This is a genomic window from Lentzea albida (assembly GCF_900111005.1).
In the GTDB taxonomy this organism is placed as follows: Bacteria; Actinomycetota; Actinomycetes; order Mycobacteriales; family Pseudonocardiaceae; genus Lentzea; species Lentzea albida.
In genome coordinates this window covers 1-15,181 of sequence record NZ_FOFV01000037.1, presented here as the reverse complement: position 1 = coordinate 15,181, position 15,181 = coordinate 1, and the positions used below count along the sequence as shown (strand labels likewise).

The following is a 15,181-nucleotide window of genomic DNA, read 5'->3' as shown; positions in this document are numbered from 1 at the left end:
TCCTAGCGCCCCGATTTATCGCCACAGCGACGGGTCGGGACGGAATCGGACCGTCACGCCACCCGAGTCCATCTCCGCACCGGTGACGATGCAGCGCCTGAGCAACGACGGCAGCGCCACGAGCCGGCGCCGCCCGTCCACGGTCAGCGCGAGGTCGTCGCCGACGCGCGCGAGGTCGAGCTCCGTGTCGTCGGCCAGCGGCAACGCGATCCGCAGCGAGTACCGGGCGTCGAGCCCGCGTCCGCTGCCCGACACCTCCAGCATCGACGCCGCCTCCGCGTCACCCGGCAACGGGTCCGCGTCGCCGTAGAGCTGGTCGGCGACCTCCAGCAGCGCCGTCACGCCCACGGGTTCCGACGCGCGGTGGTCGACCGTGCGGATCTCGCCGATGCCGGTCAGCTCGGCCAGCACCGCGTCCTGTTCCTGGCGGCGGGTGCGCAGCCAGGTGGCGGCGGCACCGCGCGCGGCCCCCGGTGAGGGCACCAGCCGGTTCGCGATCACGCTGTCGACGCGGATGCCCTGCAGGGCCAGCGCGGTCAGCGTGCGGCGGGTCTCGGCGGCGACGACCCGTTCGGGTGTCAGCACCAGCCGCACCGAGCACGACGACGGGTCGGCGAGCATCGAGCGCAGCGCGTCCAGCCGTTCGGCGAGACGGCTCAGCGCGTCGGCCGTCGCGTCCCACTTCTCGACGGTCCCGGTGCCCGCGACGCCCGCGAGCAGGCCGCGCACCACCCGCCGGTGGGTGGGGAAGAGCCGTTCGAGGTACCCGGCGAACGCCTCGGGCAGCGACAGCAGCCGCAACGTCTCGGCGGTCGGCCCGCAGTCGACGACCACGACCTCCCACGGCCCGGAGGCAGCGAGCCTGCGCACCTCGGCCAGGGCGAGGAGTTCCTCGACGCCCGGCAGCACGGTGAGCTCCTCGGCGTCGAGCTCGTCGACACCGGCGCCCGCGAGCACGGTCCGCAGGTGGCCGCGCAGCTCGCCCCACGCCTCGTCGACGAGGCCGCGCGGGTCGATCTGGCACGCGAACAGGCCGCCTGATCCGTCCACTTCGGACGGTTCGGCGCCGAGGCGCACGTCGAGCGCGTCGCCCAGCGAGTGCGCGGGGTCGGTGGAGACCACGAGCGCCTTGCGCCCGTGCGCGGCCAGCGAGGCGGCCGTGGCAGCGGACAGCGTCGTCTTGCCGACCCCGCCCTTGCCGGTGAAGAGCAGGACCCGGCTCAAGCCGCCTTCTCCGCGCGCTTCTTGAGCTCCTTGAGCGCGGTGTCGAGGATCAGCTTCTCGGCCTTGCGGCGGAACAGCCCGATCATCGGGATCACCAGCTGCACCGACAGCGTGTACGTCACCTTGGTGCCGGTGCCGGACGGCGCGAGCACGTAGCTGCCCTGCTGCGCCTTCTGCATCGTGCCCTTGACGAGGTGCCACTTGACCGACAGGCCGTCGGCCGCCCAGTCGTAGGCCAGGGTGTACTCGTCCTTGACGGGGCCCTGGTCGATCGCGAACCGCACCTGCTGGGCACGGCCGTCGGCGGAGGTGTCGAGGACCTCGACCTCTTTCATCCCGTTCGCCCAGTCCGGGTACGACGGGAAGTCCGAGATGATCGCCATGATCTTCTCTGGCGGAGCGTCGATGACGATGGACTGAGTGGACTCGTCGGCCATAGACGTGGAGGTTACTCGCGTGGCTACCAGTTCAGGACGTGAGGCTTGCCGCTGCGCTGGAAGTGCCCGACGTTGACGCACTCGGTGTGCCCGAGGCGCACGCGCCGGGCCAACGGCTGGTGCACGTGCCCGAACACCGACCAGCGCGGACGTTCACGGTGGATCTTGTCCAGCGCGGCCCGCGAACCCCACTCCGGCCGTCGCGCGACGACGTCGTAGGTCAGTTCCGGGACCAACGGCGGGATGTGCGTGCACAGCACGTCGACCTGCCCCATCCGGTCCAGCGCGTCCGCCATGTCCTCCTCCGTGCGCACGTACGGGAACCACGGCGCGTTGGGGTTGCGGACGACTCCCGGTACCGCGAGCCCGCCGCCCGCGAAGCCGAACCTGAGCCCGCCGATCTCCGCCGCCTCGCCGTCGAGGACGTGCACCCCGTCCCCGGCGAACCTCGGCCACAGCTGCGGACTGTCCACATTGCCCGGTGTCGCGTACGTCGGCGCGGACATGGCGCTGAACAGCGCGTGGTACTGCTCCAGCACCGCTTCCTCGACGACGGACCGCGCGTCGGCGAGACCGTCCCACAGCGACCGGATGTAGCTCGCCGTGTCCGCGCGCCGGGTGCCGCGCCGCAGTTCGGCGAAGATCCCGACCTTCTCCGGCCCGAAGACGCGGCCGAGGATGCCCTTGGAGTGGTCGTGGTAGTCGACGAAGTCGATCAGGTCGCCGAGCACGACGAGGGCGTCGGCCCCGTCACCGGCGCGCGCCAGCGCCTCGGCGTTGCCGTGGACATCGGAAACCACGTGAACCCGCACGGTTCCAACTTAGTTGACGCCGCATGGAGGTGTTCCGCGAGACGGAAGTCGAGCAAGATCACCCTGCCGGCGGGCAGCCGGCCGGGCGACCGTCCTCCAGGGTCAGCTTGAGCCCCAGCGAGACCGACTTCGCGTCGAGCTGGCGGCGTTGCACCTCACGGCGGGCGTCGCGCGGCGTGAACGAGCCGGAGGGCGGATCAGCGCGGAGGAAGTAGTGCAGCACGGTGCCGTCGAGGACGGGTTCGAGCCAGACCTCCATCGTGCCGACGAGCGCCCCGCCGACGGTCCAGCGCAGGCCCTCGTCACCGCGGTTCGCGTAGACGTCGAGCTCGAGGTCGGGCCAGAACTCCCGCCACGCCGGGGGCGAGGCGAAAGCCGCGGCGACCACGCTGGGTGGTACCGCGAGGAAAGTCTCGTCGACGACGTCCACGCTGGCCATGAGGACAAAAGGTAACGGAAGGGCGTACCGACCTTTGTATCGCCGGAATCACACGCTAAGTTTCCCGACCAGTAACATTTCACCGTACGGAGGTTGACGTGCGCGAGTTCAGCGTCCCCGCCACCGCCGCTGTGGCTCCGGAGGAGAACCTCACCGACATGGTGTGGGCCAACGCGGAGCGCTTCGGCAACGCCGTCAGCTTCCGCAGGCAGGTCGACGGCACCTGGGTCGACATCACCGCGCGTGACTTCGCCGCGCAGGTGATGGCCGTCGCGAAGGGCCTGGTAGCAGCAGGTCTGGAGCTCGGCGACCGGGTCGGCCTCGTGTCCAAGACGCGCTACGAGTGGTCGTTGCTCGACTTCGCCATCTGGGCGGCGGGCGGCGTCGTGGTGCCCATCTACGAGACGTCGTCGGCGGACCAGATCGAGTGGATCCTGTCCGACTCCGGCGCGAAGGCCGTGTTCGTCGAGGCGCCGCAGCACCGCGCGCTGGTCGACGAGGTCGTCGGCAAGCTGCCCGAGCTGCGCCACGTGTGGCAGGTCGACGGCTCGGCCGCGGCGGTCGACGAGCTGACCGCGCTGGGTGCCGAGATCACCGACGAGCAGGTGCACGAGCGCCGCGGGCAGGTCCAGGCGGAGCACACGGCGACGCTGGTCTACACGTCCGGCACCACCGGCCGTCCCAAGGGCTGCACGCTGACGCACCGCAACCTGCTGTCCGAGGTGCGGTCGGCGCTGTCGCGGTTCCCGGAGATCCTCACGGCCGGCAACTCGCTGCTGCTGTTCCTGCCCCTCGCGCACATCCTGGCGCGCGCCCTGTACCTCGCGTGCGTGTACTCGCGGGTGACGCTGGGCCACACGGCCGACGTCAAGAACCTCGTCGAGGACCTCGGCCAGTTCCGGCCGACGTTCGTCGTCGCGGTGCCGCGCGTGTTCGAGAAGGTCTACAACGGCGCGAAGCAGAAGGCCCACGCGGGCGGCAAGGGCAAGATCTTCGACGCCGCCGAGGCCACGTCCGTCGCGTACAGCCAGGCGCTGGACGACGGCGGTCCCGGCATCGGCCTGCGGATCAAGCACGCTGTGTTCGACAAGCTGGTGTTCTCGAAGCTGCGCGCCGCCCTCGGTGGCCGCGCGATGGCGGCGGTGTCCGGTGGCGCGCCGCTGGGCGACCGGCTGTCGCACTTCTTCCGCGGCGCGGGCGTCCCGGTCTACGAGGGCTACGGCCTGACCGAGACGTCGGCGGCGGCGTGCGTGACGTTCCGCGGCCAGGAGAAGGTCGGCACGGTCGGCCTGCCGGTGCCCGGCACGTCGGTCAGGATCGCCGAGGACGGCGAGATCCTGATCAAGGGCGACATCGTCTTCACCGGCTACTGGAACAACGAGGCCGCCACCAAGGAGGCCCTCGAGGACGGCTGGTTCCACACCGGGGACATCGGCGAGCTCGACTCCGACGGCTACCTCAAGATCACGGGCCGCAAGAAGGAGATCATCGTCACCGCCGGTGGCAAGAACGTCTCCCCCGCGCAGCTCGAGGACCGCATCCGGGCGCACCCGCTGATCTCGCAGTGCATGGTCGTCGGCGACAAGCAGCCGTTCATCGGCGCGCTGATCACGATCGACCCGGAGTTCTTCCCGTCGTGGAAGGAGTCGCACGGCAAGCCGGCGTCGGCCGAGGTCCCCGACCTGATCGAGGACGCGGACCTGCTCGCCGAGATCCAGGCCGTGGTGGACGAGGCGAACAAGTCGGTCTCCAAGGCCGAGGCGATCCGCAAGTTCCGGGTGCTGCCGGTCGACTTCACCGAGGCGGGCGGCGAGATGACGCCGTCGCTGAAGCTGAAGCGCTCCGTCGTGGCGACGACCTACTCGGCGGACATCGACGCGATCTACGCGAAGTAGCAGGCGGAAAGCGCGAAAGGCCCAGGAGCTCTGCGAAGCTCCTGGGCCTTTCGACCCCCAGCGATCGTGATCCGCGGAGAACTCCGCAGAACCCGAGAAGTGTGTTGCCCCGGCCCCCCGACCGGGACGTGGAGAAGATTGCCCGACGGCGCTGACGTATCGCTGACGCGTCGATGTCACCCGGCGACAGAGCGCGCATAGGCTGTCGGGCAGACGGGGATCGTCCGGCTCGCGCGAGGGGAAGGCAATGGCTTCGGGTCCGCAGTTCCGGCTGCTCGGCCCGCTGGAGGTGCGCCTGGACGGCGCCGCTGTCGTACTGCGAGCGGGCAAGCACAGAGCGTTGCTGGCGGCGTTGTTGCTGCGGCCGAACCGCGTCGTTCCCGTGACGGAACTCGTCGGGCACGTGTGGGGGGACACACCTCCCGCGCGCACGCGTGGCACGTTGCAGACGTACGTCATGCGGTTGCGTGCGGCCCTGGGCGACCCCTCGCTGATCCAGACCGCGGCTGACGGCTATCGGATGCGTGTGGATCCGTCTGCCGTGGACGTGCATCGGTTCGCTCAGGCGGCGGCTCGCGGCCGTGCGGCGGCTTCCTCGGATGACCTGGTCACGGCGCGGAAGGCGTTCGCCGAGGCGTTGGAGCTGTGGCGCGGGCCGGTGTTGTCCGACGTGCCGTCCGAGACGTTGTACGCCGAGCACGCCCCCCGGCTGACCGAGCTGCTGATGACGGTGCACGAGCAGCGGGTCGACGTCGAGCTCGCGCTGGGCGACCACGCGGACCTGGTGCCGGAGCTGTTCGGGCTGACGCGGGACCACCCGTTGCGGGAGCGGTTCTGGGCGCAGCTGATGCTCGCGCTGTACCGCAGCAGCAGGCAGGCGGAGGCGCTGGAGGCGTTCCGGCAGCTCGACCGGACCCTGGACGAGCAGCTGGGCATCGACCCCTCCCCCGAGCTGCGGTCGCTGCACCAGGCGATCCTGGTCGGGTCGCCGGAGCTCGCGGCGCCGGTGGTGAAGCCCGCTGCCGTCGTGCGCGAGCCCGCCTCACCGATGCGGCTGCCGGACGACATCGCGGACTTCACCGGGCGGTCCGCGCACGTGGAACGGATCTCCGGCCTGGTCACGGGGTCGGTGCCGATCGTGACGCTGGCGGGGCCGCCGGGGGTGGGCAAGACGACGCTGGCGGTGCACGTGGCGCACCTGCTGCGGGACCGGTTCCCGGACGGTCAGCTGTACGTCGACCTGCGCGGCTACGCCCTGGGCGCGCCCGCGGACGGGGTGGACGTGCTGTCGCGGTTCCTGCGGGCGCTGGGGGTGCCCCCGGACGAGATCCCGCCGGACGCGGACGAGCAGAGCACGATGCTGCGATCGTTGCTGTCGGGCCGGCGGATGCTGCTGGTGCTCGACAACGCCTCCGCACCCGACCAGGTGCGGCCGCTGCTGCCGGGGACGGCGTCCTGCCGCGTGCTCGTGACGTCGCGCGACGACCTGCGCGGGCTGATCGCCCTGAACGGCGCGCGGACCGTGCCGGTGGACGTGTTCTCGCCGGCCGAGTCGGAGTCGTTGCTGTCGACCCTGCTGGGGCCGGGTGACCACGTGGAGCTGGCGCAGCGGTGTGGGCACCTGCCGCTCGCGTTGCGGGTCGCGGCCGCGTACCTGGCCGGACGGGACGACGTGACGATCTCGGGCTCGCCGATCGAGCTCGCGTACGCCGCGCTGCCTCCCGCGCCGCAACGCCTGTTCCGGCTGTTGTCGGTGGTGCCGGGACCGGACTTCACGGCCGAGGCCGCCTCCGCGCTGGCCGACGTCGACGCGGACGGCCTGCTGGCGGTGCTGGCGATCGCGCGGCTGGTGGTGTCCCCGGCGCCCGGCCGCTACCGGTTCCACGACGAGCTCGTCCGCTACGCCGCCGCGCTGCGCGAGGAGTCGGACACCCCGGCCGAGCAGCAGGTGGCGTGGACCGCCCTGCTGAACCACTACCTGCGCGGCGTCGAGCGCTGCGCCGAGCTGCTCTACCCCGGGATCGTGCGGCTCCCGTCGTCGTCCACGGGCCCGGCCCCGCGGATCTCGACCGCGGCCGAGGCCCTGACGTGGCTCGACGCGGAACGCCCGAACCTCATCGCCGCCATCCGGCACGCCGCCGAGCACGGCCCGGCCACGATGGCCTGGCAACTGGCCGACGCCCTGCGCGGCTACCTGTGGATCGGCCAGCACGTGGGCGAGTGGCTCGCGACCGCGCACCACGGCCTGCAGGCAGCGCAGGCGTCCGCCCACCGCCCGGCCGAGGCCGCGATGCACGCGAACCTCGGCACCCTCTACCTGCGCCTGGGCGAGTACGCGCGCTCCGTCGAGCACCATGACCACGCCGTCGAGCTCTACCGGGAGCTCGGCGACAGGGACGCCGAGGCGGGCGTGCTCAACAACCTCAGCCTGGTGCACCGCCGCTCGGGCGACCTGGTCGCCGCCCGCGACGCCCTGCTGCGCTGCCTGGAGATGCTGCGCCCGTCCTCGGCGGACAGCGTCAGCACCGGCCTCTACAACCTCGGCCAACTGGCCGTGGAACTGGGCGAGGTCGACGGCGCCGTCGACCACTTCTCGCAGGCGCTGGCCCTCGCCCCGAACGCCGACAGCCACACGTACCTCGGCATGGCGCTGCGCCTGCAGGGACGCCTGGACGAGGCCCGCGCCCACCTCGAACGGGCCCTGGAGATCGGCAACGTCCCCGCCGGCGAGGCCGAGGCGCTGGAGAACCTCGCCGCCCTGGAACTCGCCTCGGGCAACACCCTCGAGGCCCTCTCGCTGGCGTCGCGGGCCCTGTCCCTGGTGGCGGACGGCGGCGACCAGCAGGTGGCCACGTCGGTCCGCCTCACCCTCGGCGAGACCCGCCGCGCCCTGTCCGACCTCGACTCCGCCGCGGGCCTGTTCGAACAGGCCCTGACGACGGCACGGCGGATCGGCTACGCCTCGGGCGAGGTCCGGGCGCTCATCGACCTCGCCGTGGTGCTGCGCGACCTGGACCGCGACGCCGACGCCCGGTCGACCGCGGACCAGGCGGCGCGGCGCGGTGCGGAACTGGGGCTGCGCGCGCTGGAGAACCGGGCCCGCGAACTCGCCTGAGGCCGTCCACCCGTGCCGAGCAGACGACACCGACGAGATGGACCAGCGCCCCACCTGGGAGCCTGGTCCGCCGACCAGGCCGATATATCGGATATCAGCCGATCAGGCCTTCGAGCCGGTGCGCCAGCTGGTCCCAGCGCCAGTGGTCGCTGACCCACTCGCGCCCCGCACGTCCCATCTTCGCGGCCATCTCGGGATCGGCGAGCAACGACGCGACGCGCTCGGCGACGTTCTCGACGTCGCGGCCGTCGACGACGTTGCCGGTGATGCCGTCCCGCACGGTCTCAGGGGCGCCGCCGGACCGCCCGGCCACCACGGGCAGCCCGGTCGCGGACGCCTCCAGGTAGACGATGCCGAGCCCTTCGACGTCGAGGCCGCGGCCGCGCGTGCGGCAGGGCATCGCGAAGACGTCGCCCGCGTTGTAGTGCGCGGGCAGTTCCTCCCACGGCACCGAACCGGTCAGCACGACGTCCCGCGAACCGCCGGCCAGCTTCTCGAGCGTCCCCCGGTACGGCCCGCCGCCGACGATCAGCAGCGCGGCGTCCGGCACCGACCGCTGGATCAGCGGCAGGGCGCGGATCAGGACGTCCTGGCCCTTGCGCGGCACCAGGCGGGACACGCACACGATCACCGGCCGGTCGCCGAGGCCGTAGCGGCGGCGCATCTCGGCGCGCGCGGCCGGGTCCGGACGGTACTGCTCGGTGTCCACTCCGGACGGCAGGTGTTCGAGCGCCGCCATCGGGCCGAACGCCGCGGCGAACCGCGAGCGGGTGTAGCGGCTGACGTAGGTCACGACGTCCACACCGGACCCGATCGCGCGCAACGCCTGCCGTGCGACCGGCAGCATCGACCAGCCGACCTCGTGCCCGTGCGTGCTCGCCACCGCGCGGCTGAGCCCGAGCGACGGCGCCAGCAGCGCGAGCGGTGCCGCGGCTCCGAACCACGCGGCCTCGCACGACTCGGCGCGGGCGATGTCGCGGGCGCGGGACAGCACGTCCGGCGTCGGCAGCATCAGCGACGTGGGGTGCCGCACCACGGGGAACGGCTGCTCGGCGTCGAACTCGTCCGAGCCCTTCCACTTCGGCGCGTACACGACGAGCGAGTCCTGGGGCAGCCGTGTCGCCAAGGAGTGCAGGTAGGACTGGATGCCACCGGGGCGGGGCGGGAAGTCGTTGGTCACCAGCAAGGTTCGGCGCACGAACCCAACGCTATCCGATGCTCTTCCTCAGGAAATCGCGCCAGCCCGCCACGTCGACAACGCCGGAATCCACCGCGGACGACGACGCGTACCGCAGGAAGAAGTCCACGACGCCACGCTCCCCCAGCCCCGACTCCAGGTAGACCATGATCGAGTACGCCTGCTGGTAGGCGAGGTCGCGGCCGGCACCGCCGAAGTCGACCGGCAGTGCCGAGACCTCCGGCGTGAGCAGCGGCGCGGCCTGCCGCAGCGACAACCCCAGGCCGTGGAACGCCACCCAGTCGGCGAACCCCTCCACCAGCCAGAGCGGGGCCGAGTCCGACGTCAGGTCGCGCGTCGCGACGTGCGTGATCTCGTGCCGCAGCAGCACCTTCAGCTCCAGGTCCGACAACGCCGCCGCACGCACCCGGTTGAGGACGACGCGCTGCCCGGAGCCGTCCCTGATGGCCACCCCGGCCATGTCGGCGAACGCCGGCCCGACGAGCGACACGAGTTCGCTGTCGGACGCGGGGACGACGACGTCGACGCGCTTCACCCAACTGATATCCAATACATCGGCGACGCCGTCGACGGAGGAGTCGAGCAGGCCCGACACGCGCGACGCCAGCTCACCGTCACAGGAACTGCTGGTCACCGTGCCCGACGCCGTCGTCAGCACGCTCTCGTCGCACCGGGGCGCCACGAGCGGCGGCGCCTCGACCGGTCGCAGGGCGACGGTGACGCCCAGCAGGAACGTCATGGCGACGGTGATCGCCAGCAACGTCCGGAGGTGCCTCACCGGCGCAACGTTAGTGGCGTGGCGGCACCCCGACACACCCGTCTGACCACGAGTACACCGGCAGCGTTCAGAGCCACACCACTAGCCCTCGATGCGCCGGATCACCGCGATGGGCCCGATGGCGTCGATGGGCGCGATCTTCACCGGCTGCCCCTCCGTGGAGGCGTGCACCGCCCGCGTGCCGTCGACGGCCATGGCGACGTGCGACCTGCTCGCGTAGTAGACGATCAGGTCACCCGCGCGGACGTCGTCACGCGACACCACGCGACCGACCCCGGCCTGGCCCCCGGACGTGCGCGGGATCGTGATCCCCGCGGCCGCGTACGCCTTCATGGTCAGCCCCGCGCAGTCCCACTGGTCGAAGCCCGTGCCGCCGTACCTGTACTCGTCGCCGCGCTGCGCCAGCGCGAACGTCAGCGCGGTGCCCGCCACGCCGGACGGCGTGCTGATCGGCGAGCGGTCCCCCGGATCGCGCAGCTGGTTCACGACGGGGGCGGGCAGCCGCGTCAGCGCCGTCCGCACCTCGGTGATCTGCGCCTGCAACGCCTGGTTGCGGCCGTCCAGCTCGCCCTTCAGCTTCTCGGCCGCCGCGGTGGTCTCCGCGGCGCGGGCGCGCGCGTTCTCGGCCACCTGGTGCGCCTGGCGGGCCTTCTCCACCGCGCCGGACAGGCGGGCGAGCGACTCGGCCTTGTCCGCGGCCAGGACCCGCATCATCTCCAGGCGGTTCAGGAAGTCCTGCTGCGAGTCCGCCACGAGCAGCGCCGACAGCTGGTTGAACCGGGCGCCCTCGAACGACGCCTGGGCGATGAGGTCGACCTGGCCCTGGAAGTCGTCGCGGTCGCGCTTGGCCTGCCGTTCGACCTGCTGCGCCGCCGCCACCGTCGCGGTCGCGCGGTCGAGCTCGGCCCTGCGCTGGTCGAGGTCCTCCTGCGCGCGCAGGACCTCCTCGTTGAGCTTCGTCGCCTGCGCTGTCAGGTCCGCGTACGCGCGCGCGGGATCCGCCGGCTGTGCCGCCAAGGAGGCAGCGGGAGCGGCCGTCAACAACATCAGGAGAACCACGAGAACACGGGTGGAGTTGCGCGACATGAGGTCGCCGATCCCCTTCGCCAGAACCAGACCGTCAAGATCGACGGCGTCAGGCTACCGGGTGATCAAACTCGCCCGAGACGGGCCAGCAACACGGCGGACGGCACGGGGTGCGCACCCCGGCGGCGCACCGAGTCGGCGACCGCGCGATCGGACGTCACCACCACCACGGGGCGCCCCTCGGGCTCCGCCGTGACCAGGGCGCGGATGACGTCATCGGCCAGAACACCGGGATCGCTGAAGAGCACGCGCACGCCACGAGGGGCCGCCGCGGGCACGGCCACCACACCGGCGCCGTCGAACACCAACGTCACCTCGGCGCCCGTGCGCGCGGCCAGCACCGCCAGCTGGTGCACGAGCCGGTCGCGTTGATCCGACAGCGACAGCTCCGGGTAACCGGTCTTCGTGACGTTGTAGCCGTCCACCACCAGGTGCACCGCGGGCAACGCCAGCAGCCGGTCCAGCGCCGCCGGGTCCTCGACCCGGCCGACGGCCCCCTGCGAGGCGCTGGCACCCCGCACGAGGTCGGCGGGACGCGGTCCGCTGCCGCCCAGGGCCAGCTCGCGGCGCAGTCCCGTGACGGCGCCGTCGAGGGTGTCCACGAGCAACGCGAGACGCACCTCGTCGGCCTGCCGGGCCTCGCGCGCGGACTGCCGCGCCACCTCGGCGTCGGCGATCGCGCGCTGCGCCTTGCCGCGCTCGGTCTCGGCGCGTTCGCGTTCCCGGTCCCGCTCGGCGGACAGGCGCTTGACCTCGTCGTCGGTGCGTTCCTGGATCTTGCCGACCTCGGCGGCGGCGGCCTCGGCGGCGTCCTTGGCCTCGCGCAGCTTCACGCCCTGCTCGCGCAACCGCTTGCGGAGGCGTTCCAGCTCGACCTCGGCCTCCGCGCGGACGCGTTCGGCGGCGCCGTCGAGCTGAGCGCGTTCGGCCCGCAGCCGTTCCAGCTCGCCTTCGAGCCGTTCGGCGCGCACGACGGCCGCGTCCCTCTCGGCCCGCAGCGTCGCGTCGCCGACCCGCCGCGACACCAGCTCCACGTAGTGCGGCGCCACGTCGTCGCCGGTCAGCACCGCCGCGGCGGCCGCCGTCACCGGGTCCGGCGAGGTCACCTCGAGCGTCGACGGCCTGTTCTTGCGCAGCCACTCGACCACGGCGGTGCGGAAGTTCGCCGAGTCCCGCAGCCCCGCCACGACCTGCGAGCCACCGAGCCGGGCACGTTTCGTCGGGGCGAACTTCGCGACGGGGCGCAGGTGCTGCGGCACGTCGACCTTCGCCATCTCGCCCAGCGCGTCCGCACCCAGCTCCGCGAGCCTCACCCGCAACGGTTCCGGCAGCGCCGACCAGTCCACAGTGGACTCGTTTGCGAATTCCCCTGCGGACTCACCCGCCTCCGCGGCAGGCTGGTCGATCTCGTGCTCGGGCACCGGTTCGGACACCCCCACAGGCTAGAGCCCCCGCACTCGAGCGGCGCACGGACGTGTCCGCGGCGGCAACAACGATCTGGAAAAGATCACCTGAACTCCACTCCAATGGAGCAACCGCAGGTCAGGGCACTCCCGAAGATCGCCGGCGAAAATTGTCAGACCCCGTCGCTAACGTCAGCCGCGTGACCGGACAACTGTCCTTCGACGAGCTCGGGACGCCGCTGCGCGACACGACGTTCGTCGTCTTCGACCTCGAGACCACGGGCGGCAGCAACGAGGAGGACGCCGTCACCGAGATCGGCGCGGTGAAGGTGCGCGGGGGCCAGGTGCTCGGCGAGTTCGCCACGCTCGTGGACCCGGAGCGCGGCATCCCGCCGATGGTCGCGCAGCTGACCGGGATCACGCAGCTGATGGTGACGGGCGCGCCGACCATGAAGACGGTGCTGCCCGCGTTCCTCGAGTTCGCGGCGGGGGCGGTGCTGGTCGCGCACAACTCGGGCTTCGACGTCGGCTTCATGAAGGCCGCCTGCGAACGCCACGGCTACCGCTGGCCGAAGCCGTCGGTCGTGTGCACGGTGAAGCTCGCCCGGCGGGTGCTGAGCCGCGACGAGGCGCCGTCGTGCCGCCTGTCGGCGCTCTCGGACCTCTTCCACACGGAGACCAAGCCGACGCACCGCGCCCTGGCCGACGCCCGCACGACGGTCGAGGTGCTGCACGCGCTGCTGGAGCGTGTCGGCAACGTGGGCGTGCACTCGCTGGAGGAGCTGCTCGCGTACCTGCCGGAGGTGACACCGGAGCAGCGCCGCAAGCGCTCGCTGGCCGCCCACCTGCCCAACACACCGGGCGTCTACCTCTTCCGCGGCCCGAAGGAGGAGGTGCTCTACGTCGGCACGGCCTCCGACCTGAGGCGCCGGGTCCGCCAGTACTTCACGGCGAGCGAGGGCCGCCGCAGGCTGCGGGAGATGGTCGCGCTCGCCGTCCGCGTCGACGCCGTGGAGTGCGCCCACCCGCTGGAGGCGGAAGTGCGCGAGCTGCGCCTCTTACGCGCTCACCGCCCCGCCTACAACCGCCGCTCGAAGAACCCGCACCACGCCTGGTGGCTGACTCTGACCGACGAGCCGTTCCCCCGGATCTCCCTGGTCAAGGTCCCGCGGGACGGCGCGCTGGGCCCGTTCCGCACGCGCAAGGCGGCCGAGGCGGTCGCCGAGGCCCTGCTGGACGCCGTGCCGCTGCGCTCGTGCACCATCAAGATCCCGGCGACGAACCAGCGCGCCTCCCCGTGCGCACTCGCCGAACTGGACCGCTGCCGCGCTCCCTGCGCGGGCAAGCAGACGGTCGACGAGTACTCCCCCGCCGTCATCGCCGTGCGCGACCTTGTCGTCGGCCGCAGCGCCGACCCGCTGCGCACCCTCGTCACCCAGCTGAACGGCCTGGCCTCGGCCGAACGCTTCGAGGAGGCCGCCCGCCGCCGCGACCGCCTGGCGGGCCTGGTCAGGTCCCTGGACCGCGCGCAACGCCTCGCGGCCCTCGCCGCACTCCCCCAGCTCGTGGCCGCCAGACCGGACCGCGAGGGCGGCTGGGAGTTCGCGGTCGTCCGCTACGGCCGCCTCGCCTCCGCCGGGGTGGCCCGCCGCGGCACCCGCCCGATGCCGGTGGTCGACGCGCTGGTCGCCTCGGCCGAGACGGTCGTCCCGACACCGGGCCCGCTGCGCGGCGCGCCCCCGGAGGAGGCCGGTGTCGTCCTGCGCTGGCTCGACCAGCCGGGCACCCGCCTCGTCTACGCGGACGAGCCGTGGTCGTCCCCCGCCGGCGCCGCCGCGGCCTGGCTCCCGTGGGCCGAGCAGGCGGCGAGCGCCCGCCCGATCCACGACCACCGGAACTGACCTGTCAGCGACCGTGGCGGCGGACCACGCCGTCCGGGTTTTCGGTGTGCGGGTCCGAGGTGCCGAGCGTTGCGCCCGTCCGCACGACGACCCGTCGTCCGTCGTGCAGACCGCGCTGCGACGGCGAAACGCCGCACGCCAGCCGTGCGTCATGAGCGGTGACGTCCTCACGCCCGTGATCAGCCGGTAGGGCAGACTACGGGTGCTTGAGACACCGGAGCCCAAGACCCGAGGAGGACGCCGTGGTCACCGCCATCGTGCTGATCCAGGCCGCCGCCGAACGCATTCCCGAGGCGGCGCAGGAGATCGCCGACATCGACGGAGTCACCGAGGTGTACTCCTGCGCCGGTGACGTCGACCTGATCGCGCTGGTGCGGGTCAGCAAGCACGAGGACCTCGCCGCCCTGGTGCCCGGCAAGATCAGCAAGGTCGCCGGCGTGCTGAACACCGACACGCACATCGCGTTCCGCAGCTACTCCAAGCGCGACGACGAGGCCGCGTTCTCCATCGGCCTGGACGACGGCCAGTAGGAAGCAAGCGAGTCAGAGCCTCCCACGACCGAAAGGCCCCCGTGAAAGTTCACGGGGGCCTTTCGGTCGTTCAGCTGGAGGTCAGGCCTTCGGGTCGGAGGGCCTGCCCGCGAGCTCGCTCGCCTCGTCCTGTGAGCTGGTGCCCTCGGAGGCGTGGATGTGCTTGCGCGCGTTCTGCAGGGCCACGGTCTCCTCGACCGGGTCCGGCGACCACGTGCTACCCGCGACCGGGTGACCGGCCGAGCCGAGCTTGTTCATCTTCTTCGGCACCGACGCACCCTGATACGCCAGCGCGATCGGGTGGCCGTGGTCGTCCACCGGGCCCAGCGGCTGGTGGATCTCGATGAACTCACCATGCGGCAG

At 72.2% G+C, this 15,181-nt stretch carries 12 protein-coding genes and 1 pseudogene; 4 read left to right on the top strand and 9 right to left on the bottom strand.

Going from position 1 to position 15,181, the window contains the following annotated elements:
* Positions 1-15: 15 nt before the first annotated feature.
* Genes BMY74_RS43790 through BMY74_RS43775 form a run of 4 tightly spaced genes read right to left on the bottom strand, consistent with a single transcriptional unit; the run spans position 16 to position 2,912 of the window.
* Complete coding sequence (locus BMY74_RS43790; protein ID WP_089928382.1) at positions 16-1,224, bottom strand: ArsA family ATPase; 1,209 nt, start codon at positions 1,222-1,224, stop codon at positions 16-18.
* A complete protein-coding gene (locus BMY74_RS43785) occupies positions 1,221-1,661 on the bottom strand; it encodes an SRPBCC family protein (RefSeq protein ID WP_089928379.1) in 441 nt (146 codons plus the stop codon). The genes BMY74_RS43790 and BMY74_RS43785 overlap by 4 nt, the downstream gene beginning before the upstream one ends.
* A 23-nt stretch (positions 1,662-1,684) precedes the next feature.
* A complete protein-coding gene (locus BMY74_RS43780; RefSeq protein ID WP_177230231.1) occupies positions 1,685-2,473 on the bottom strand; it encodes a metallophosphoesterase family protein in 789 nt (262 codons plus the stop codon).
* 58 nt (positions 2,474-2,531) lie between these two features.
* Positions 2,532-2,912, bottom strand: coding sequence for a polyketide cyclase / dehydrase and lipid transport (locus tag BMY74_RS43775; RefSeq protein ID WP_089928373.1), 381 nt, complete (start codon positions 2,910-2,912; stop codon positions 2,532-2,534).
* A 98-nt stretch (positions 2,913-3,010) separates the two neighbouring features.
* Here BMY74_RS43775 and BMY74_RS43770 point away from each other — a divergent pair, with 98 nt between their 5' ends.
* Positions 3,011-4,807 (top strand): AMP-dependent synthetase/ligase, encoded by a 1,797-nt coding sequence (locus tag BMY74_RS43770; protein ID WP_089928370.1) that lies wholly within the window; start codon positions 3,011-3,013, stop codon positions 4,805-4,807.
* 247 nt (positions 4,808-5,054) lie between these two features.
* Positions 5,055-7,922, top strand: a complete 2,868-nt coding sequence (locus BMY74_RS43765; protein ID WP_089928365.1) for an AfsR/SARP family transcriptional regulator — start codon at positions 5,055-5,057, stop codon at positions 7,920-7,922.
* Between the two features lie 94 nt (positions 7,923-8,016).
* Here BMY74_RS43765 and BMY74_RS43760 read toward each other — a convergent pair whose 3' ends face one another.
* From BMY74_RS43760 to BMY74_RS43745, 4 genes are all read right to left on the bottom strand, one after another.
* Entirely contained in the window at positions 8,017-9,120 is a 1,104-nt protein-coding gene (locus BMY74_RS43760; RefSeq protein ID WP_089928361.1) for a glycosyltransferase family 4 protein, read from the bottom strand.
* A 10-nt stretch (positions 9,121-9,130) separates the two neighbouring features.
* The gene (locus BMY74_RS43755) at positions 9,131-9,898 is read right to left on the bottom strand and encodes a hypothetical protein (protein WP_089928358.1); all 768 of its coding nucleotides are present in this window, start codon (positions 9,896-9,898) and stop codon (positions 9,131-9,133) included.
* A gap of 81 nt (positions 9,899-9,979) precedes the next feature.
* Positions 9,980-10,984 carry a C40 family peptidase gene (locus tag BMY74_RS43750; protein ID WP_089928355.1) on the bottom strand — a complete coding sequence of 335 codons (1,005 nt, stop codon included), beginning with the start codon at positions 10,982-10,984 and terminating at the stop codon, positions 9,980-9,982.
* Between the two features lie 65 nt (positions 10,985-11,049).
* The gene (locus BMY74_RS43745) at positions 11,050-12,405 is read right to left on the bottom strand and encodes an NYN domain-containing protein (protein WP_425434911.1); all 1,356 of its coding nucleotides are present in this window, start codon (positions 12,403-12,405) and stop codon (positions 11,050-11,052) included.
* A gap of 182 nt (positions 12,406-12,587) precedes the next feature.
* Between BMY74_RS43745 and BMY74_RS43740 the strand changes: the two genes are divergently transcribed.
* Positions 12,588-14,288 (top strand): DEDD exonuclease domain-containing protein, encoded by a 1,701-nt coding sequence (locus BMY74_RS43740; RefSeq protein ID WP_089928352.1) that lies wholly within the window; start codon positions 12,588-12,590, stop codon positions 14,286-14,288.
* 242 nt (positions 14,289-14,530) lie between these two features.
* Positions 14,531-14,818, top strand: coding sequence for an Lrp/AsnC family transcriptional regulator (locus BMY74_RS43735; protein WP_089928349.1), 288 nt, complete (start codon positions 14,531-14,533; stop codon positions 14,816-14,818).
* A gap of 81 nt (positions 14,819-14,899) precedes the next feature.
* Here the strand turns inward: BMY74_RS43735 and BMY74_RS43730 are convergent.
* Positions 14,900-15,181 (bottom strand): annotated as a pseudogene (locus BMY74_RS43730) (cytochrome bc1 complex cytochrome b subunit); the annotation flags it as partial.

Bases quoted from the DNA above. Each gene is read 5' to 3' on its own strand.
- BMY74_RS43785 (WP_089928379.1), bottom strand. From the start codon at position 1,661: ATGGCCGACGAGTCCACTCAGTCCATCGTCATCGACGCTCCGCCAGAG.
- BMY74_RS43750 (WP_089928355.1), bottom strand. From the start codon at position 10,984: ATGTCGCGCAACTCCACCCGTGTTCTCGTGGTTCTCCTGATGTTGTTG.
- BMY74_RS43765 (WP_089928365.1), top strand. From the start codon at position 5,055: ATGGCTTCGGGTCCGCAGTTCCGGCTGCTCGGCCCGCTGGAGGTGCGC.
- BMY74_RS43775 (WP_089928373.1), bottom strand. From the start codon at position 2,912: ATGGCCAGCGTGGACGTCGTCGACGAGACTTTCCTCGCGGTACCACCC.